Raw genomic sequence first — 20605 nt, 5'->3', positions numbered from 1 at the left:
TTCTACACCCTCTTCTTTGTTAATTTAAGTAATACTTTGCTCAAGCTTTCTTCCGTAAGATCCTCTGCATCAGCAAAATCTGATACCGTAAAAGCAGACTCTGTTGTTGGTTTATTTATAAGTTGGCGAAGATGCCTTAACATACCATCTGCTATCACTTGAATTTTTAATTTAGAAAACTGTTCCCTACTATACATCCAAACAAAATGTAACTTTTCATCTCTCACCATTCCGATAACATCAATTAGATGAGATGGTTTGGAATCTGGAGCATGATCTAAAAATGTAAACCCTGTCTCTTGCATAAACAAAGATTCCATTGAAAACACCTGATCAAATTGGCCCAAATAATTAAAGCTTATTGAAGGCTTTTGCTGATAAACCGGAATTAACCCTTTATTCAAGTAACGTAAAATACCATAGTCAACTCCGCGATTCGGAATTCGACGCAATTGTTCTTTGACAGCCTTTAACCCTTCTATAGGTGTTTGAGTTCCTTGAAAATTGAGATGAACGGGATAAATACTCGTAAACCAGCCCACTGTCCGTGATAAATCAATACCTTCAATCATCTCTTCTCTTCCGTGTCCTTCTAGATGAATAGAAACCGTTTGCTGATTTGTAAAATCGACGATAGCTTGTCCTAATGCCGTTAATAGTACCTCATCAATCCTTGTCTTATGAGTCACTGGAACTTCGTGTAACAATGCATGTGTTTCTTCTATTCCTAAAGTCCTCGTCACTTGATCAATCGATTCTTCTGTTGTTTCTTGTATTGGATAGTCCATTGGAATTGTCATCGTTTTTATTTCTACTTGTTCATTCCAATAATCCTGTACTTCTTTTGAAATACCCGAATCACTGTATGTCTGGAGTCGTTCAGACCATTCTTTAAAAGATGTACTTTTCGCAGGTAAGCGAATTCCTTGACCTTGTTTCATCTGGTTATATACCACCTGTAAATCTTCCAATAGAATTCTCCACGATACTCCATCTACTACTAAATGATGAATCACCCAGAATATTCGATCATTTCCAGTCAAGTTATCCTCAAAGTAAACTACTCTCATTAACGGACCAGTAACTAAATTGAAACTATCTTGATTAATGTTCATCTCTTCTTGTATTATTTTATTCCACTCTTTTTCATTAACTTTGTTCCGTTTTACAACATGGAGTACTGACAGCTCATCAGTCCCTTCATTTCTCTGCCTCCATGTTCCGTTTGATAACTGCTCGTACCGAAAACGTAAAGCATCATGATGTTTGATTAAATTTAATATTGCTGCCTCTAGTAACTTCACATCCAATCTCTCTTTTACTCTTAAAAGCATTGATTGATTCCAATGCTCTGGATGTGGATGTTCTTGCTCGAAGAACCAGTACTGAATTGGAGTAAGAGGCACATCTCCTGTCACAATCCCCTGCTCCGCTTGTACTCCCTGCGTTTCTATAGCCACTTGTGCCAGCTCGGCAATAGTCGGGCATTCAAACATTTGCTTTGGAGTAAGTTTTAACCCTACTTGACTTGCTTGAGATATGATTTGAATACTGAGAATCGAGTCGCCACCAATTTCAAAGAAATTATCATAGATTCCCACCTTTTTAATACCTAATACTTGCTTCCAAATTGTAGCCAGTATCTGTTCATTACTATTCCGAGGGCCAACACATTCACTATTAATCTGCTTTTCCTCTGGCATAGGTAAGGCCTCACGATCAACTTTGCCGTTAGCTGTAAGTGGAATGGCTTCCATCTTCACGTATCCTGAAGGTACCATATAGCTCGGTAGTTTCGCTTTAAGATACTCTCTCCACGCACCTACATTTCCATCTCCTACAACATAAGCTACTAATCGTTTATCACCCGGTTGATCTTCTCTTACAATTACAACTGCCTCTTTTATAGATGCATATGCATTTAAAGTAGACTCAATCTCCCCAATCTCAATTCGGAAACCGCGTATTTTAACCTGATGATCAATTCTTCCACGATAATCCAGATTACCATCTGGCAAATACCTCGCTAAGTCTCCTGTCCGGTATAATCTTGCTTTCGGATCACTACTAAATGGATGAGATATAAAGCGCTCTGCTGTTAATTCAGGTCTATTTAAATACCCACGCGCAAGCCCTGCCCCGCCAATATAAAGCTCACCATCTACACCTATAGGAACAGGTTGTTGATAAGCATCTAATATATACACTTCTAAATCTGGAATCCGTTTTCCGATATTACTTCTCGAAGCATGATGCACATCATCTAGAGTAATTGGATAATACGTAACATGAACTGTAGTTTCTGTAATTCCATACATGTTAATTAGCTGTGGTTCTTTATCCCCATATCTTTGAAACCACGGTAACAAGCTAATGGGTTCTAACGCTTCTCCGCCAAATATCACATAACGCAGCTGCAAGTTTTTATTCTTATCTTCATGTTCACACACTCGTATTAATTGTCGAAATGCGGAAGGTGTCTGATTTAGAACTGTGACTTCTTCCTCCACCAATAATTGATAAAAATCTTTTGGCGATCGACTAATCCAGTACGGAACAACAACTAATTTTCCACCATATAATAATGCTCCCCAAATTTCCCATACTGAGAAATCAAATGCATAAGAATGAAAAAGCGTCCAAGTATCTTTTTCATTAAACTGATACCAACAATCCGTCGATTTAAATAACCGAATGACATTGTGATGCTCTATCATAACGCCCTTTGGATTCCCTGTTGATCCCGAAGTATAGATTACGTAAGCTAGATTTTGGGAATTCACATCAGAAACCGGCAAGGTCTTACTTTCTTTCCCAATCTCTTCTTGATCACGATCCAGGCAAATCGATTCAACATTTTCTGGTAACCATTTCAATTCTTTTAAACTTTCTTGCGTTACGAATAACTGAATGCTAGCATCCTCTAAAATATATTGAAGTCGCTGCTCTGGATATGTTGGATCAAGTGGAACATAAGCCCCACCAGCCTTCAAAATCCCTAAAATACCTACAATCATTTCGAGAGAACGTTCAACACACAGTCCAACTAAAGTATCAGGTCCTATTCCCTTTTTCTGCAGATAATGAGCTAACTGATTTGCACGTTCATTAAGCTCCTTATAAGTAACTTTTTCTTTTTCATACGTAACTGCAATAGCGTTTGGATAAATCATTGCTTGTCGTTCGAACAATTCATGAAGAGTTTCCCGAGGTGGGAAATCCAGCTTAGGATTGTTGAACTCAACTAAACTTTTTCTTTTATCTTCATCAGAAATAATTTCGATTTCAGCTACCTTCTGCTTTGGGTTTTCAAAAGTGTTTTCCATTATCGCTAACATAACGTTAAAAAAGCGTTTTATCTCTTCCTTAGAAAATAGCTCCTCACGATAATCAATATGTACATGTAAAGAGTCTATATCAATTAGATTTTCAATATGCACTGCAAAATCTTGTACCTCTTCACGGTTTGCGATCCATAGTGAGTCACCACTTTCATCACGATCCCTATAATCAATCGTAGTTCCGAAAAGTCTCACATTGCTGTTATTCTCTTTATTAATCTGCTTTAATAATAAATCAAATGGATATTTCTGATGTCTTAATGATTTACTTTGTTTTCTGGACACCCTACCAATAAATGAAAGCACTTCTTCTTCTGGATCAATATCCATTCTTAAAGGAACTGTACTCACCATCATTCCAATCAATTTTCGTTCCATTTTAGTCATACGGTTGCCGTAAGCCATTCCTAATGCAATATCAAGCGATGAAGTCCACCGATACATGGACAACGAGAAAGCAGCGACAAAAAGAGTATATAAACTAAATTTGTAATTTTGGGAAAATAACTCTATTTTTCTCTTCAAATGCTCCGATAATATAAACGTCTCGCGTGATGCTTTGGTACTAACTTGGTACGTATTATAGGGTTTCAATCCGGTTACAGATGGAAGTGTTTTAAATTCCTCTAACCAGAATTTTTGATCTTTTTGAAAGCGACTACTATTCAAGTATGTTTGTTCATTGGCCAGAAATTGAACATATGAATTTTTAATTTCGCCTTCCTCAGTCTCGTTATGCATTTCATAATAATATTTTGCAATCTGCTCAGTAAATATTTGAATTGATAAACCATCCATGATAATATGATGAACATTTCCAAAGACTGCACATTCATTATCGTTTAATTTTATTAAAGCGAAATAGTATAAATTTGAATTAAGTAATGTAAACCTTTCTTTTGTTTTCTGCTCAATCCATTCCTCAAGCAAATCTGAATTCTCCACATTACTGAAATCGAAAAACTCAAATTCTTGTTCTTCATGTTTAATAAAATATTGTTTAGGTTCCTGATGCCCATTTTCTTTTAATCTAATGCACAGACCGTCATTTTCACTGATAACACGATTCACAACTTGGTTTAATTTTGAATAATTCATTTTTCGATGAAGTTTAAATAAAAATCTTAAATTACATATCCCTTTATCAGAATGAATAACTTCTGTATACCATATTCTTCGCTGCGGGTGACTTAATGGAAAACATTCCTCATTGGTCATAAAAATCTTCCCTTCAAAAATTATTTGCTCTTATAGGTTCGTGTTTATGTTTAGCCCATAAATATTTCTGCAGTGAAACTCCAATTACTCCAATGACAACAAGCCCAATCCCGCCATAAACATAGAGTTGAGTTACTCCAAACAAATGCACTAATGGACCACTCATAGCAGGAGAAATAATTAGAACTGCGTTTGTTAAACTGCTTTGAATACCAAATACTCTTCCTACTTGATCTTGATCAGATTCTATTTGTAAAATGACTTGATTAGATACAAGCATCAGCCCACTTCCAATACCAGCGATAAAACTAATCAGATAGGCCAAAACGAAGACCGTACCGGGCGTTATCAAACCAATCCCCCCAAAACCAATTCCCATTAAAACCATGCCTCCACATACTACCCAACCATATTGAAATTGTTTTAATTTCTGAGTTAGTAATGCACCAAGTATTCCGCCAAGACCAATAATAGAAATGATATATCCCATTTTACTTTTATCATGTGGGAATAAGCTCTTAAATAAAGTCGGGAATTGTGAGTCTACTAATTGTAATACTGCCATGGCTATTGTAACGAAAATCATAGTTGATAATATTATCCGATTAGATAACACATAGCCCCACCCTTGTACCCAAGCGGCCCAAGTGCTTTGCTTTTGCTTTTCAACAAGTTCTTTCGATATAGTTTCTTTGAATTTTATTGTGGGTATCAGAACTAACGTAGCTAATAAACAACTTATAGCTCTTATAATGAGGCAGAACTCTGGCTGAAACCAACTCAGCAACATGCCCCCTATAAGTGGGCCTACTATCTTGGTACCCTGCTCTACTATTCCGTTGATACTTACTGCTTTAGTAAGCAAATCTGGGGATACAATCTGTCTTGTTAGTGTTTGTTGTGCAGGATAATAGAAAACAATAAAAATGGAACGAATCATTAATGCCACTAAGAGCCAGTGGATATTTTGTACAAATAAAAGAGCAATTGTTATTAAACCAACCATCAAATTACAGAACATCATAATTGGAATTTTTCTAAAACGATCTGCAATAACACCTGCCCATGAGCCAAAAATAATTCCAGGAAGTGCATATGCAACAGGGATCAATCCAATCATAGTAGGATCTACTTCCCATTCAAACCCAACTATAGTCATAATCGCTAACATATCAATAAAAACACCAAGCATAAGCAATGAATAGGCAGAGAAAACTTGTAAATAAACCCTATTTCCTAATAGGCCTTTTGAATCGGTAGTTTTCATAAAATGTGCTCCTTAAATTTACTAAAACGGATGTTTTGGTGTACACAATACCTCTTTTTTGCACATAATTTATAACTCTACATATATCCATCCGAAATTTAATAGTATTCAAACTTCAATAACTATAAAATTCAATATCTTTGGTATAATTTATGCATTCAAATATATTTATTTTTAGTTTTTATACGTTCACTTCTGACTCTAAATAATCTTTTTCACCTATAAACGTGGACAAATTAAATGATTTCTAGTTATATCGTCATTACAACCACAGTAAAAAACGATAATATTTCATTAATTTATCTGAACAACTTTCTTTGATTTTCATATTCTACAAACTAAAACTCTACTCAATGAAAATAATCCATTAATAGCTATCTAACCCTAAAATTTATAATAGTTAAACCATCCAAATTACACCCTCTTTTCAGAATTGTCTTTTTTTTCTATTTAAAATACTATCACACAAATTTTCTAGCTACTATCTTCATAAAGTTGAAATAATCAAATTGGAAAATTCAGATAAAAACAAGGTGAATTTGCAATTATCTTAGTTAATATTATTTTCACAAACGCTATTGAGTCATAACACACGATATACTCCTCTTTTTCCACATGTATGTTAATCATAGAAATTACTTCTTTTCCTTAAAACACTCTCGTTACTGGTTTATTTTTCATAAATAGGTCATACCTTTTTCCCCTTTCATTCCTCTTTATATTTTTATCATACGCAATGAAAATCTCCCCTCCTCATTTATTGTTAATGTGTTAAAAACCGCTCTTTGATACTAAGTGTTTTTCTGTCATATACGGTAGTGTCAAAATGTCATGTTTTTTATGACATAGCTATTAACCCAGCCGGGTCCCACTCAATTTTTATTATTCTTTATAAATATGACAGAAGTTCACTATCGACTATGACTCGCCGCTTGCTACACTCTCTTCATACGCTAACTCGTTGTGCTAATAAAAATGTAGCTAAAAAACTTACAAAGATAATTCCAAATGATTATACAAACGCATATCGACCTTTTATATTTGATTCCCCGGTATTAAAATGGTTAGAAAGTAAACAAGTGAATGCGATACTATCTATTCTTAGTGTACTAGTAGGAGTTGTATTTTTTATATTTACAATTAGTTTCTTATACTTCCGTTCATCAATATATTTAGATTGATATTGAGATAAAAGCCAATTTCAAATACTTTCTATATTAGGGTTAACTAAAAGAGAGATAAAAAAATGTAGCCCAACAAATTAGCATATTATTTTTTATACCTATTTTGATTTCTGTTCTTCACAGTAGCGTGGCCTTCTTGGCAATAAGGTTTTTAGCGCAGAGCAGGCACATAGACTTACCTATTGCAGGAAATTCTATTCTCATATTCACGAGCTTTATTAGTGTACAAATAATTTACTACCTTATTATTAGAAGAAGTTATTTGCGTCAAATACTTCATTCCATAAATTAAAGTGGAAACTGAAAGAAATGCTGATGGTATTCCGTATATACCTCTTACTTAAAGTCACTTTTTTAGTGAGCAAATTAAATTCTTTGTTTTACTAATGGAGTAGCACCACATCTCTATCAAGCTAAGAAAATAAAATTCCTCTTAAAATGAAAAAATACGCCATTCTATCTGCAAAATCAGAGGAAGGGATAACGTATTTTTTGCTTTATGGATAGTGTAAGGTCTTAGCTTGATGGCGATGTGGCGGTACCCCATTAGATCAAAAATTACAAGAGATTACGAATGAATTAGTTACTACAAAAGAGCATTTAGCTAATATGGAGAAAAAGCTAACCGAAGTAGAGAGGGAAAATGTTGAATTAGAAGTCTTCATAGAGAAAAAGTTAGAGAAACGAGATTAGTTATTGCTTGAAAACTTTAGGGATATACAGAAACAAAAGCGGAAAGTTTTTTTCGGTTTGTTTAAAGACTAATTAATTGATTAAATGACTCTTCAAAAAAATTTTTAAATCTATTAAATAGTCTAAACACTCTTTCATTTTTTCCATATTATATATTGAAAAAATAATAGAAAGGGTGGTCAAATGCCGCCGAAACCAAAACCAAATGATAAAGAAGTTCAAGTGAATAACCCAGTTGTTGATACAGCTAGCTTTCCGAATATAACTCAAAGCGAGACAAGCCTTGCACGTTTTAAAAAATTTATTTTATATGGATTTAATGATACCAATGATGCCACAGGGGTAGCTGGGGCATCAAGTTATTCAGGGTTTTCCTTTTCCAACGATTTAGGTAAAAGTTGGACCGATGGTGGGTCCATACCTGCCAATCCTGGAGGTCATAATAGTGGTGACCCATCTTTAGCAGTTGATAGAAATGGCGTATTCTATTATGCCCAAATTGGGGATGAATTGATTGGAGGCAGGCAAGAAGGTGTAATCACTGTTTCAACCGGAACGATCAATCCAAACAAAACAATAAACATGAACCTTCCTCAAGTCGTTGGGCGAGGACAGACTCCAGCTGCTAGTGATCCAGGCGATCAAGATAAAGAGTGGATTACAGTAGGTCCTGACGCTGATAATCCAGGAAATGAGGCTTTATATGTTGTATGGACTGACTTTGGCCCTCCTAATGGAGGTACAAAAATTCGTTTTTCAAAATTTGGAACAGGTGTAACGTTAACTCCTATTATTCCAAGTCAAACGATTGTCGCTGGAGCTAATGAAGTGTTTGGAGCCTTTCCAGTAGTGGATAAATCCGGGAATATATATGTTTTTTATGAAAGTCGTTTGCCAGGTACATTTGCTCAGCTAAATACTGCGAATCGTTCCATTCGTATGGCTAAGTCAACCGATGGAGGCAATACCTTCCCAATAAATGTACAAGTCTCTGCTGACCTATTTGCAGCAGCAGCTACAGATGTTGTACCATGCGGACCAGCCAATGAACTCCGTCCTGTTATTTTAACAGAGCAGCAACGGGTAATCAGGATGTTTGAGATCCCTCAAGCAGGTATAGGACCAGATGGTACGATTTATGTAGTATGGAATCAACGTAGAAATATTGGAGGCACAACCTTTATCGATGTCTTTTTAGCCTATAGTCAAAATGGAGGAAATAACTGGACTCAAGTGAATATCTCCAATAATTTACCCTATTCATTCTTTCCATCAGTAGCTGTCAATAAAAACAGAGCTCATATTCAATATAACCGCTTTAATGATCCTAATAATGTTGGCGGCATAGGTGATGGAACATTTGGTGTGTTTATGAAAACCTTCTCTCTTCATAAGGGCGTCGGTAAAGTAGGTAAAGAAAGTATGATCAGCACCGAATTTTCTCAAGTGCCTAATAATCATATACCAAGCGGTGGGGTTTTCGTGAATTTTGATCCAAGAGTAGTTTCTTGTTATATGGGTGAATACAATCAAGTTATTACAGGTCCAGGTCATTCATTGCTCCATTCTTGGGGTGACAATCGAAATATTTTGAACGGACAGAATAACCCTGATGTATTCTTTAGAAAAACCGAGCCAAAGCCATAACCTATTAAATTTCTCTAATAAATCTCTTTTTGCTTGCTTTTACAAGTGAAATTCTATGTTTCTGAAAAAGAAATGGAGCGTTTGAAAACTTTATCAGGAATGGGATTTATGACAGTTCCAAATCATACAAAGTTAACAGCTTTAGAGGTTAAAATTTAGCAACCAAAAGAACTAGTCTTCGGTGATTTGGAGTTGCAAGAAGATAAGATGGTATTAAAAGAAATTTTAGGGGGCCTCATCGCTATCAAGCTAATAAAAAGAAATGCCCCTTAAAATGAAAAAATACGCTATTCTTTCTGTAGAATTATAGGAAAGGATGGCGTTTTTTATGTTTGTTTCTATGTCTGACGAATTACAACTATTTGCTTAAGCGATTCAAAGTTTTTTATCTCCAAATACCTTACGGGATCTTGCTAGAGATGTTGGTTTTGTGCAACGAACCAGTAAGTACCAAGCAAAAGATTTAGTCGCTTTATGTATATGGGTGAGCCAAAACGTAGCTATGACTTCTTTAACTCAGTTATCTAGCTGTTTAGAAGCATCAACAGAAGTACTCATCAGTCCTGAGGGACTGAATCAGCGGTTTAATAAGGCGGCCGTCCAACTTTTACAACACCTACTAGCTGAACTACTAAGCAAAAAATTGGTCGTATCTATGCCGATTTCTTCTCCATACACTTCTGTTTTCAAGCGTATTCGTATTTTAGATTCGACTGCATTTCAACTCCCGGATGTATTTTCATCGGTTTATCCAGGTGCAGGAGGATGCAGCCATACGGCTGGGATGAAAATTCAACTTGAGTATGATTTGTTAAGTGGACAGTTCCTACATATTCATACAGGTCTAGGTAAACAACATGATCGTACTTACGGCTCTCTGCGTGCCCCAACTGTGACAGCGAATGATTTATGTATTCGAGATTTAGGTTATTTTCATTTAAAAGACCTTCAATATATACAAGATAAAGAGGCCTACTATATCTCTCGTATTAAGTCGAATACACGTATTTATCAAAAAAATCCTAACCCTAATTATTTTCAAGACGGAAGAATTAAGAAAGGTACAGAGTATATACAGATAGATATGGAGACGTTAATGAGCTCCCTTCAACCAGGACAAACATGTGAAATAGCTGATGCTTATGTAGGAATGATTGATACAGTGTCAGCTCGTGTAATTGTTCACCGATTAACAAAACAGCAGCAACAAAAACGATTACAAGATCAAGCTGTAAAAGAAAAAAAGAAAGGAATGAAGTATTCTCCTCGTAGTAAACGACTCAGTGGTATCAATGTATATATGACAAACACCCCTACAGATATTGTCCCGATGGGACAGGTACATGACTGGTATTCTTTGCGTTGGCAAATCGAAATTTTATTTAAAACGTGGAAGTCATTCTTTCAAATCCATCATTGTAAAAAGATAAAACCAGAACGATTGGAGTGCCATTTATATGGTCAATTGATTGCCATTCTACTCTGTTCTTCTATCACGTTTCAAATGCGCCAATTGCTCCTCATGAAGAAAAAACGAGAGCTTAGTGAGTATAAAGCCATATATATGATTAAAGACTATTTTCTTCTTCTATTCCAAACTATACAAAAAAACACTCAAGAGCTATCAAAGGTGTTACTTCGCCTGTTCAATCTCCTACAGCAAAACGGGCGGAAATCTCATCGATATGAGAAAAAAACAGTCTTTGATATATTAGGTGTCGTTTACAATTGTACCATGTCTGATAATCAAGCCGCTTGATTCAAAAAAGTGAAACCCGTTAGGGTTTATTTCGTATGCAAATCTTTCAATCACCTACACTTGCCCTTTAGAAAAAAGAAACAATCTCGCCTAAAATTGACTTTGTATAAGCTTAGCTTGATAGCGATGTGGCGGTACCCCATAACAAAGAAAAAGCACCTACTTTCATAGGTACTTAAGTAACAAAATAAACTAATACCCTCTTGTCCATTATAAAAACATTTTGATTATTAACTCGCCAATTAATTTAAATGTAGCTTTTTTAATCTCGAAATTCACTTTCAATTTACCAACTCTGAATTTTATTTTCATGTGCCCCACTCTCCTTTTTGATTTGATAAATCATTTTAGCTAATTGGACACGTAAATATAATTCTTAAGCTGTTCGAGTGTTTTTTATGTAAAAGTAGCGTTTGTTTACAACAGCCACAATAACAGTGTTTTGAATGTGTAATTTTTTGGATATTTATTCGATATACGAAGAAATGTTATAAAAACAGTGATTGAAATAAAATAAAAGTTTACATTGGAGTTTTGAATCATTTATAACTAATTTTGTAATAAATTTCTCAATATAGATATACTTATTAATTACAGTTCTAATATTCTAAATTAACAAAAAATAAATTATAATAACAATATGATGGTTATCCTTTTGTTTACTCCTTGTGCTAAAGATAAGATCGTGTTTCCGGATCTTATCTTTTTATTTTTGGATTTTAGATAAAAAAAAGGAATCCTTAATATCTTAAGGATTCTGCAACAGGAAAGAACAAACATATAATAATAAAAAGAATTACTTATATTATAATTTAAAAATAAGACAAATGTGTTGAGAAAACTCAGAATGGATTGAATATTTATATGTGCTTATTTATAATTGATTAAGAGTTGGAGTAGTAATCTGTCATCTGTTCCTTTTTTAAAGAAGATTGATCTCAATCTTCTATTTTTTTGTGTTTTTTCCTCTTTTCTCGAAAAAAGTAAAAAGAATTACTTAAGAATTGTGGAAATTGCTTGCTTGTAGACTAGTTGTTGCTTACCATGAACCATCATTAGGACGGTAAATTTATCTGTTGCAAGGATCTGCCCACGTACTGGAACACCATTCGTTAAAAATACAGTAACTTCCCCTTTTTTCTCTCTCAATTGTTCATACATATCTTCTTGTAAGTTATACATGAAATACGCCCCCTATTTGTATCTACTTTTCTTTTAATACTTGCTGCCGCTCATTGTTGTCTATTTGTATTTCCCATTCACCTTCTATTTTTCTAAACCATTTTCCTATTTTGCTTACATAATATTTTTTCACTTCACCATATGGAATCCATATTTCTTGTTCCTGTATTTGATTCATCACTTCATGAAAAATCTCATCATGCTCGTTTTTTCTAGGTTTTCGATGATGCGTTCTTACAAACTGTATGTAATCCCTACATAACCAATTAGAAATATGATCTTTTTGTTTTTGCCGGAGATTTGACCACTTTTTATATGTCTGAAGGAGTTTTCCGTTTACCATTGTATGGTTTTTCATCAACACTCATCCCCTTTTACCATCTAAATGCATATATACAATTATCGTATCACATTTAAATTAAAATACGGCTCTAGATACATATTTCGCAAGAAATCTATCCGAAATAAAAATAGTATCCAAAACAGACGAGACCGAATCCATTAAGCAAATTAATTAGGGAGTTCCACCAATAAAACGCGAATTTCGTACGCTAAGGATTTATTTCTTTAAAAAACTTGGTTTTTTCATACGTTAAGAAGGTTCCTTAAGCGGTATTTGATGATTGTTATGATACTTTGTTTTTGGCAATGATTTTTAGAACTAGTTTTTGACCGTATTTTTTAAGTTTTGTTAGTACTAAATAGAGTTCCTTAAACGCTCGTTTTTAGAATTTGATAATCGAGTATATTTTATTGGAAAATTAGAGTTGACCATAAAACCAATATCCGATATATTGGTTTTATGAAAAAAGATATTATTAAACCCATTAAACGTATGTCATTTAGAGATGAAGTATATCTAACTTTGAAAAAAGCAATCGTTACATTAGAGCTGCAACCGGAGCAACGCTTAAATGACAAAGAGTTAGCAGAAGAATTTGGAATTAGCCGTACTCCAGTTAGAGAGGCGTTGAAGCGTCTTGAGGATGAAGGACTTGTTGAATCTATTCCTGGTTCAGTTACTCGTGTTGCACCATTAAATATTGAGGAGGCGAAACACGCATTTACTGTGGTAGCAGTTTTACACTCGTTAGCTGCTCGTTTAGCAGTACCATTATTGAAAGAATCAGATATTCAAGAATTAGAGTTCAGTAATAAGGCATTACTATTATCTATTGAGAAAAAAGATATTATAAAAGCAATTGAAGCTGACGAGTTATTCCACAATGTTTTTTTAGATGTGGCAGGAAATCCTGAAATCATTCGTGCGTTAGAACGAAGTATATCTAAGATCCAACGTCTCGAGATTTCTCAGTTCACTTCTATAAATGGTCTAAAGTCAGTAGAACAACATCAGCAAATTATAGAGGCGTGCAAACATAAAGATAAAGAAACAACAGCGCATCTTGTAGAACAAAACTGGTTAAGTCTTGAGAAATTAATGACTTATGAGGCAGATTGAGGTGAGAAATTTGCGCCCTATTTTTTTAGGTATATGTGCTGCTTTCTTTTTTGCTTTCACATTTATATTAAATCGAGCAATGGAATTATCAGGTGGTAGCTGGATATGGAGTGCTTCATTAAGGTTTATTTTCATGCTTCCATTCCTTTTACTTCTTGTTATGAGTCGAAAAAAATTAAAAGTATTATTACAAGTTATGAGAGAGGATTTAAGTGCATGGTTTTTATGGAGTTTTGTAGGTTTTGGTCTATTTTATGCTCCATTATGTTTTGCTGCTGCACATGCACCAGGATGGATTATTGCGGGGACATGGCAAGTTACTATTATATCAGGATCTTTGTTAGCTCCTCTTTTTATCCAAACCTATCAAACACCAGATGGAATTATTAAGAAAAGAGGAAAAATTCCAATGAAGGGTATGAGTATGTCATTGATTATTCTTCTTGGTATTTTCCTTATGCAAATGGAACAAGCAAAATCGCTTGCTGTAAAAGATATTATGTTAGGTATTATCCCTGTAATTGTAGCTTCTTTTGCTTACCCACTCGGGAATCGTAAGATGATGGAGGTTTGTGGAGATCGTCTAGATGCTTATCAACGTGTCCTTGGAATGACATTAGCTAGCTTACCGTTTTGGTTTTTACTATCCTTGTACGGTCTTTTTACAGCAGGAATACCTAGTAAGGAGCAAACTATGCAATCTATTTTAGTTGCTATTTGCTCTGGTGTAATTGCAACTATCTTATTTTTTAAAGCGACTGATATGGTTAAAGGAGATATGCAGAAACTTGCAACCGTTGAAGCAACACAATCCATGGAGGTGCTTTTTGCTGTTATCGGAGAACTAATCTTATTACATTCTTCATTCCCCTCTATTTTATCTTGGTTTGGGATGTTTGTAATAATGCTAGGAATGATAGCACACAGTTATGTTTCCCATAAAGGTGAAACAGTGCATAACCAAAATATTAGTGCTTAATTGATATTTTAAAATGTACAGTATAAACCCTTTTCTATTTAGTAAAAGTAATTTTATTATTATAAGTTTTATGTCAGAAATTGATTAAGTAAAAGAATATGAACAAAAGCCGATGCCCTTAATATATAGGGAAATCGGCTTTTTCTTTATAAAAATTTTTCTTAGCTTCCTTTACGTTAAAGGATTAGTTTGTATATTTGAGGAGATGTGGGAGACAGGTGTATATTTAGGATAATCTAATATTTTCCATTCGAATATGATAGAATAGAAGTATATCCAAAATGGAGGAAAAACAAATGAACTCAAACACAAAACAGTTTATTTATGATATTCAGCAAAGAAAGAACAATTATATAGAAAATGTATTAATAGCAATACAACATCCTAAAAAAGAGCAATCTGAACAAGTCATTCAAAATATAGTAGAGAAGATGGATATGATGATTAGTTTAGTTACTACTTACATGGCTATTGAATCCGAATCTACAAAAGAATTAAAAGAGCTTCAGAAAGAACTTATTCATGCTCAAGCATATATTCAAAAACGGAAATTTGAAGAAACACAGAGATAAAACCCTGTGTTTTTACTTGGTGCACTATGACATTAATTTTTTATAAATTTGATTATTGCTTTGGCATAATCCATACAATTTGTTGAATGCGTACAATATATGGCGCCGTATCTTCAATGAGCAAATGATCTGGTTTCACATCCTTTAATTTACCTCTTATATTGCCTCTTACAGTTTCAATAACCACATGTTTACCAATTACTGATTGTAATGTCTGATATACATAGGGATTAGGCGCACTTACCATATTTTGTTCACTCAAGTCATTTCCTTTCGAATAACTCATTCTATAAGACTCCTTTCTAACTTGCATTCTTTCTACTAATATATGATATAAATCTTATAAATATGCTAGAAGGATAATTCATTATAGGAACGAAAATAACATTTTAATAGGGTACGGTTTCTATTTCTACATTACTAAAAAAATGATTTATATAAAGTTACTTTTACCAGTTAACAGGAGATGATAAAGGGATATTTTGAATGTACATTTAGGTTGTTCTTTTCAAGATATGTGTCATTTTAAATACGCCCTTTGTTAGCATACTGCTCATACTTTTTTTGAGATTCTTTCGTAATACGTGCGTTAAGTAAAATTGCTAATAATAAAAACACTCCATATTTTCCTCCTGTAGCTCCTATGATAATCACACTACTACAAACAAGTATAATTAGTAGGATAAACGAAACTGAATAAATACGGTCATAATTCTTTGACATCTTTTCGTATTTTATGCGTTCTTTCCTTGCATTCATCTAAATTCCTCCTTTAAATTATCCATTTCACTATCAAATAAATCTCACCCTTAAAAAGGAAATAATATATCGTTATGTAAATTAGTTTGTTTTTTTATGAACTAATTTATATAACGTAAAAAGAAATCCTACCAATATTAAGCTTTCTACCATGATAATCCCGACCCTCTCCTTCCTTTTAACCCCAACACATCAGATAAAAGTTACGTATATCCCATATTAGCTGTAGCAAACAAAAAGGATCTTCCCTTCTCGTAAAGGTTGATCCTTTTCTTCTTGCATACAACTATTTTTACCTATTCTTGATTAATTAGAATAATAGCTGGTCCATCTACACGAATTCCACCAACTTCGATTTTTTCGTAAGGCTCAACAGTAATGGAAATGATTCCATCCCGCTTCTTTAATTCATTACTTAATTCTTTTGTTAACATTTTTTTCATGTGTACGCTCCTTCTTATTGCTTAATTTACTATTGTAATGTAAATGGAATTTAAAATGGTTTCCTGGCCAGAAAACCATTTTTTGTAGTTGACCATATGGTGTTACCAGTTCGTTTATCAATTTTACATAAAGAAGAGAAACAATTATTATTCACTGTCTCAGTAGATGTAAGAAATCCTTAAAGGTAGCGGTGAGATTGATTGTTTTTTCTTCTAGAAATAATGACTTAGATAGTATATTACCTAAAACAATGAAAGCCCTACCTCTCTTTCATCCTTACGGATCCTTGTCCGTGCCAGTTTGAATCAGGATTGCAAAAATCAAGTGACTATTTAATCGAGTTATTTGATGAAACTTCGAACGTTCGTAAAAGAAATTTAAAAATAAAAATGGATTAGATTGAAGTAATAACAAAAGAGGTTCCTACTCTAAAAGTGAGTTGAAGAAATTTAATGTCTTTGAAATGATTTGCTTTTAATACTCATCACATTCCCGAAAAAATTCAGGATGTTTTCGACGGATATAATACATTGTCTATAATGAACCTTAACAGAAACTTTTTATTTGATTTTCAGTGATTCCTTTAATTAATTCTAGTTCACTAATCAAAAACTTATATGCATCATCCAACAATTTTTTTTCGCTTGTATTCAGTGCTTTTTCTTTCTTCATACGCATTAAATCGCGTACAACTTCAGCACCTTCTTGTATTTCACCCGTTTTTATTTTTTCCGTGTTCACTTTATGCCTTTGTTTCCACGGCAGTAATTTACAGGATTCTTCATGGTGAAAAATGTGTATAATGTGCTTTAATGCAAGCATATCAGTAACTGGGCGTATATTTGAATTCACTATTTTACCCGTAGGAATCATGACTTGCATCTTACTGATCGACATTTTTATGACAAAATACTGTTGTTTTTTTCCTGAGAATTCTTTTTCTTCTATGGCTTCAATTATACCTGCTCCGTGCATTGGATAAACAATGTTATCGCCAATTTGAAACATATAATCCACCTCCATATATGGTAACCTTCTTAACCTTAACACATATGTAGTTTTTTAACAAATATTTTATAATATCATAAAATCATTTTTATCGTCAACCATTTTTAACGAAAATTAAATTAAGTAAAAAACACCCCCAAAACAATAGGGAGTGTGTCAGATTCTCCATAAAGGGAAAGGGAATTCCCCCACTTATATTCTGAAATCTCTACTCATTAACGTGGATTAGTTTTTCCTTGAAAACGGCCAAATCGATCCCGTATTTTTTTCAATCTTATATGGTACTCCAAAATCTCAATTCTTGCTTTTTCAGCAAGAGGGGCAATTGGTCGTAAGTCTTTTAACCCCCAATACTCAACCACTACATCAAGTACTTGATCAAAATATTGTAGTGGTCCATAGTTTGCTTCTTTTGCAATCACAGCCATTCTATTTTCAAAATCAGGCATGACGGCACCTGGCATTTTAAAATTCCTAATCACATTGGCAATATGGTAGCAATAATTAGGTTCTAATTCCAAATGTGGTCGAATGACGTCTCGATAAAAAGCATAATGAAGAGTCTCATCTTTGGCAAGACGACGTAATAATGTAGCAAGATCTGGATCATGCTTACTTGCAACCTTAGCAACATTATTGTAAAACACCATCGTTGCAAGTTCTTGTAGCGTCGTATACGTCATGGCTTCGATTGGTGTATGAAAATCTGGCTCAAATCCACCCTCAACGACTGACTTTCTTAATTCATGTATTCGTTTAGGGTTCACACTTCTAGTGAGTAGTAAATATGTCTCCAATAAATTCGAATGTTGATCCTCTTCTGAAGTCCATGTGTGAATAAAGTCCGTAATAACAGAAAGGGATCCTTTAAAAGTTGCAGATAAATACGTTGTAAACCATGGTAAATTCACTTCTGTTAATAAAGCTGTTTCAATTGCTGTAATTACACCAGAAGGAAGAGTAACTTGACTTTCATCCCAAGGAACTCTTTTAAAGTCCATGCCCTTATCCCATGGTAAAAACTCATGATAACCCCAGTCTATCTTCTGCGCTCTTATTTTATGTTGTTCATACAGTTCTTTTAAACGTGGTTCTAATCGGAAATCTAAATCATTTGTTAGCATCTATAAGTGCCCCCTTTTCTTATCATATAAATTGTCATTTTATTTTTACCCTTAAAATTTTCTACAAATAAATATTACGTTCCTTTTTTAAAGTCAAACACAATAAATTTGTAATAAAATTTCTTAAGAGCGCTATATTTTTATAGGATTTTTTTATATCAAAAGGGACCCGTTTCATATATTTTCTTTTTATAAAATAGATACTGAGGCATACAATATGTTAATTAGCCTAAATAAAAAAACTAACCTCAGTAAATACAGAATAACATTCATGGATGAAGATTCTCCTCATGTTGTAAATCTTGGTGAGTGTAAAAAGGTGCATGCTTATAAAGAATCATTTTATAATAAAGATAGCTAGTGTTTTATACACATTAACAACTTATTTAGATATAAATCCAATATATTAGATTAAGCACTTGAAAACCAAATACAGTGGATGAGATAGCCTTAAACAACAAATCCCAACTAGAACAATGTACATTGGCTATGTATGGTGAGTTAGACCAAATTTTGTTATACAACAAAAAAGGGAAGAGGCGATAAACATGCAGTCAACAGAAGCGCATATGAAGGAAAAACAACGTAGAGAAAAAATAGAAATTATATTTAGTCACAGGGTAAAAGGGGAGAGTTATTTTCACGGCTCTTCCTATCAATGGAAAAACATTGTATATCAAAATTATGATAGAATACAACAAAAAGAGATGGAAGTTGAACAACTCATTTCGAAAATGGAAAAAGCAGGGGTTCGTTTTACGCAGCACCGTTCACTCATACACTATCCTGTCATTGAATTTGTAAACTATATAGCTAAGATTTATAAGGATTCCCTCGAAATACAATAATCATATTTAAAATAAACCTTTATAAAAGGTTTATTTTCGAGGCTTTTTTAACTAAAATCTTAAAAAATCATTACAACATTCTTTTTATTTTCAATACTCTTCGGTTTTGTTATAATATCAACCATAGCGTATTATATTCGTTTGTATATTTTCATATTTTGGGGATTTTATTACACAAAAAGACAACTCTTAATTGGAGTTGTCTTTTATTTTTTTCGATATACACAATACTATTCTGATACAAAAACATCAAGATTCTTACAACCAAAGAAAAATTAGGATTTCTAATAAGAGAGATTCTACTTTATTTCCTCATATTCCGTCATTATTTTATGAAACGTGTTTTTCTTTAGCTCTAACATTTGCATAAACATAGTAGCTGTCTTTTCTTCACCTTTACATTTATTACAAAAAATGTTATTATTAAAATGAATTATTTTTGTTCGGTGTAAAGGATTTGTAACTTTTCACCTTTATGATCACTGAGAGCAAGGATAGTATTACATTGTGTGTGTTTACACACTAGGAGGCAATACAAATGGAAAAAGGTAATGTGAAATGGTTTAATGGCGAAAAAGGCTTCGGATTCATCGAACGTGAAGGTGGAGACGATGTATTCGTTCATTTCTCAGCGATTCAAGGCGAAGGTTACAAAACTTTAGAAGAAGGTCAAGCAGTGACTTTTGATTTGGAGCAAGGTCAACGTGGACCTCAAGCTTCAAACGTACGTAAAGCTTCTTAATTTTACAAACCAGGGAAGGCAGGCTCTTTTATGAGAGTCTGCCTTTTTTTCCGTGAAACAAAGAACCCCCGACTCATAAAGGACATGAAAACAGTAAATCAAATGGTAAACCAAGTCTAGCATATACTTACGGAGTATCCTAATTTAATTTTTGAGCTACCAACTTTATAAGCCTTTTTTCTAGCATAAAAGTACCCCCTAAATGAAAATTCTCTTTCTCTACAGTTAGTTATTTTGAGAAGTTAGCTCATTTTTTATTTTGGGCGTGTTTACATTTCTTAAGTGGATGGTGATGTGGTACTACCCCACATCCATCAACTTAAGGATTTAGACTATTTTTGAAGTTAAAAGCACGTTACTATTTTCTTATGTTAAT

At 33.7% G+C, this 20605-nt stretch carries 16 protein-coding genes and 3 pseudogenes; 9 read left to right on the top strand and 10 right to left on the bottom strand.

The genetic code is table 11. The features are described 5' to 3' along the window. Positions 1 to 2: 2 nt before the first annotated feature. Both V7S50_RS28370 and V7S50_RS28365 read right to left on the bottom strand, forming a co-directional pair. On the bottom strand, positions 3 to 4559 hold the full coding sequence (locus V7S50_RS28370) for an amino acid adenylation domain-containing protein (RefSeq protein ID WP_336376703.1): 4557 nt from the start codon (positions 4557 to 4559) through the stop codon (positions 3 to 5). Between the two features lie 13 nt (positions 4560 to 4572). Then, positions 4573 to 5826, bottom strand: coding sequence for an MFS transporter (locus V7S50_RS28365; RefSeq protein WP_000858625.1), 1254 nt, complete (start codon positions 5824 to 5826; stop codon positions 4573 to 4575). A gap of 974 nt (positions 5827 to 6800) precedes the next feature. Here V7S50_RS28365 and V7S50_RS28360 point away from each other — a divergent pair. The 4 genes and pseudogenes from V7S50_RS28360 to V7S50_RS28345 all read left to right on the top strand — a co-directional run. Beyond that, a pseudogene (locus tag V7S50_RS28360) lies at positions 6801 to 7302 on the top strand (ABC transporter permease); the annotation flags it as partial. A gap of 254 nt (positions 7303 to 7556) precedes the next feature. Next, positions 7557 to 7775 (top strand): annotated as a pseudogene (locus V7S50_RS28355) (MerR family transcriptional regulator); the annotation flags it as partial. A 111-nt stretch (positions 7776 to 7886) separates the two neighbouring features. Next, entirely contained in the window at positions 7887 to 9350 is a 1464-nt protein-coding gene (locus V7S50_RS28350) for an exo-alpha-sialidase (protein ID WP_336376704.1), read from the top strand. Between the two features lie 373 nt (positions 9351 to 9723). After that, positions 9724 to 11109, top strand: a complete 1386-nt coding sequence (locus tag V7S50_RS28345; protein ID WP_336376710.1) for an IS4 family transposase — start codon at positions 9724 to 9726, stop codon at positions 11107 to 11109. Between the two features lie 993 nt (positions 11110 to 12102). Here the strand turns inward: V7S50_RS28345 and hfq are convergent. Together hfq and V7S50_RS28335 are read right to left on the bottom strand one after the other, a co-directional pair. Continuing rightward, positions 12103 to 12291: an RNA chaperone Hfq gene (gene hfq, locus V7S50_RS28340; RefSeq protein ID WP_252209282.1), complete on the bottom strand. Its 189-nt coding sequence runs from the start codon at positions 12289 to 12291 to the stop codon at positions 12103 to 12105. Positions 12292 to 12313: 22 nt separating this feature from the next. Next, positions 12314 to 12649, bottom strand: coding sequence for a hypothetical protein (locus V7S50_RS28335; RefSeq protein ID WP_063224394.1), 336 nt, complete (start codon positions 12647 to 12649; stop codon positions 12314 to 12316). A gap of 444 nt (positions 12650 to 13093) precedes the next feature. Between V7S50_RS28335 and V7S50_RS28330 the strand changes: the two genes are divergently transcribed. From V7S50_RS28330 to V7S50_RS28320, 3 genes are all read left to right on the top strand, one after another. Beyond that, the gene (locus V7S50_RS28330) at positions 13094 to 13753 is read left to right on the top strand and encodes a GntR family transcriptional regulator (RefSeq protein WP_242253571.1); all 660 of its coding nucleotides are present in this window, start codon (positions 13094 to 13096) and stop codon (positions 13751 to 13753) included. Continuing rightward, complete coding sequence (locus tag V7S50_RS28325; protein WP_242253572.1) at positions 13740 to 14732, top strand: DMT family transporter; 993 nt, start codon at positions 13740 to 13742, stop codon at positions 14730 to 14732. The genes V7S50_RS28330 and V7S50_RS28325 overlap by 14 nt, the downstream gene beginning before the upstream one ends. 296 nt (positions 14733 to 15028) lie before the next feature. After that, positions 15029 to 15304, top strand: coding sequence for a hypothetical protein (locus tag V7S50_RS28320; protein WP_106103767.1), 276 nt, complete (start codon positions 15029 to 15031; stop codon positions 15302 to 15304). Between the two features lie 52 nt (positions 15305 to 15356). On the opposite strand, the gene V7S50_RS28315 is transcribed toward V7S50_RS28320, so the two are convergent. The 5 genes from V7S50_RS28315 to V7S50_RS28295 form a co-directional block, all read right to left on the bottom strand. Then, positions 15357 to 15590: a YuzF family protein gene (locus V7S50_RS28315; protein ID WP_242253574.1), complete on the bottom strand. Its 234-nt coding sequence runs from the start codon at positions 15588 to 15590 to the stop codon at positions 15357 to 15359. 239 nt (positions 15591 to 15829) lie between these two features. Then, a complete protein-coding gene (locus V7S50_RS28310; protein ID WP_242253575.1) occupies positions 15830 to 16063 on the bottom strand; it encodes a hypothetical protein in 234 nt (77 codons plus the stop codon). A 296-nt stretch (positions 16064 to 16359) separates the two neighbouring features. Next, positions 16360 to 16506 (bottom strand): BC1881 family protein, encoded by a 147-nt coding sequence (locus V7S50_RS28305; protein WP_000738544.1) that lies wholly within the window; start codon positions 16504 to 16506, stop codon positions 16360 to 16362. A 547-nt stretch (positions 16507 to 17053) separates the two neighbouring features. Then, positions 17054 to 17515, bottom strand: a complete 462-nt coding sequence (locus V7S50_RS28300) for a CarD family transcriptional regulator (protein ID WP_336376705.1) — start codon at positions 17513 to 17515, stop codon at positions 17054 to 17056. Between the two features lie 215 nt (positions 17516 to 17730). Then, the gene (locus tag V7S50_RS28295) at positions 17731 to 18639 is read right to left on the bottom strand and encodes an acyl-ACP desaturase (protein ID WP_336376706.1); all 909 of its coding nucleotides are present in this window, start codon (positions 18637 to 18639) and stop codon (positions 17731 to 17733) included. 548 nt (positions 18640 to 19187) lie between these two features. Between V7S50_RS28295 and V7S50_RS28290 the strand changes: the two genes are divergently transcribed. Next, a complete protein-coding gene (locus V7S50_RS28290; RefSeq protein ID WP_336376707.1) occupies positions 19188 to 19487 on the top strand; it encodes a hypothetical protein in 300 nt (99 codons plus the stop codon). A gap of 299 nt (positions 19488 to 19786) precedes the next feature. Here V7S50_RS28290 and V7S50_RS28285 read toward each other — a convergent pair. Next, positions 19787 to 19894 (bottom strand): annotated as a pseudogene (locus V7S50_RS28285) (integrase); the annotation flags it as partial. 131 nt (positions 19895 to 20025) lie between these two features. Here V7S50_RS28285 and V7S50_RS28280 point away from each other — a divergent pair. After that, on the top strand, positions 20026 to 20229 hold the full coding sequence (locus V7S50_RS28280) for a cold-shock protein (RefSeq protein ID WP_000410775.1): 204 nt from the start codon (positions 20026 to 20028) through the stop codon (positions 20227 to 20229). The last annotated feature ends 376 nt before the right edge of the window (positions 20230 to 20605 follow it).

Source organism: Bacillus sp. CCNWLW194, from assembly GCF_037120585.1.
In the GTDB taxonomy this organism is placed as follows: domain Bacteria; phylum Bacillota; class Bacilli; order Bacillales; family Bacillaceae_G; genus Bacillus_A; species Bacillus_A basilensis.
Note: the sequence above shows the minus strand (reverse complement) of the source record. Positions and strands in the feature narration are given on the sequence as shown.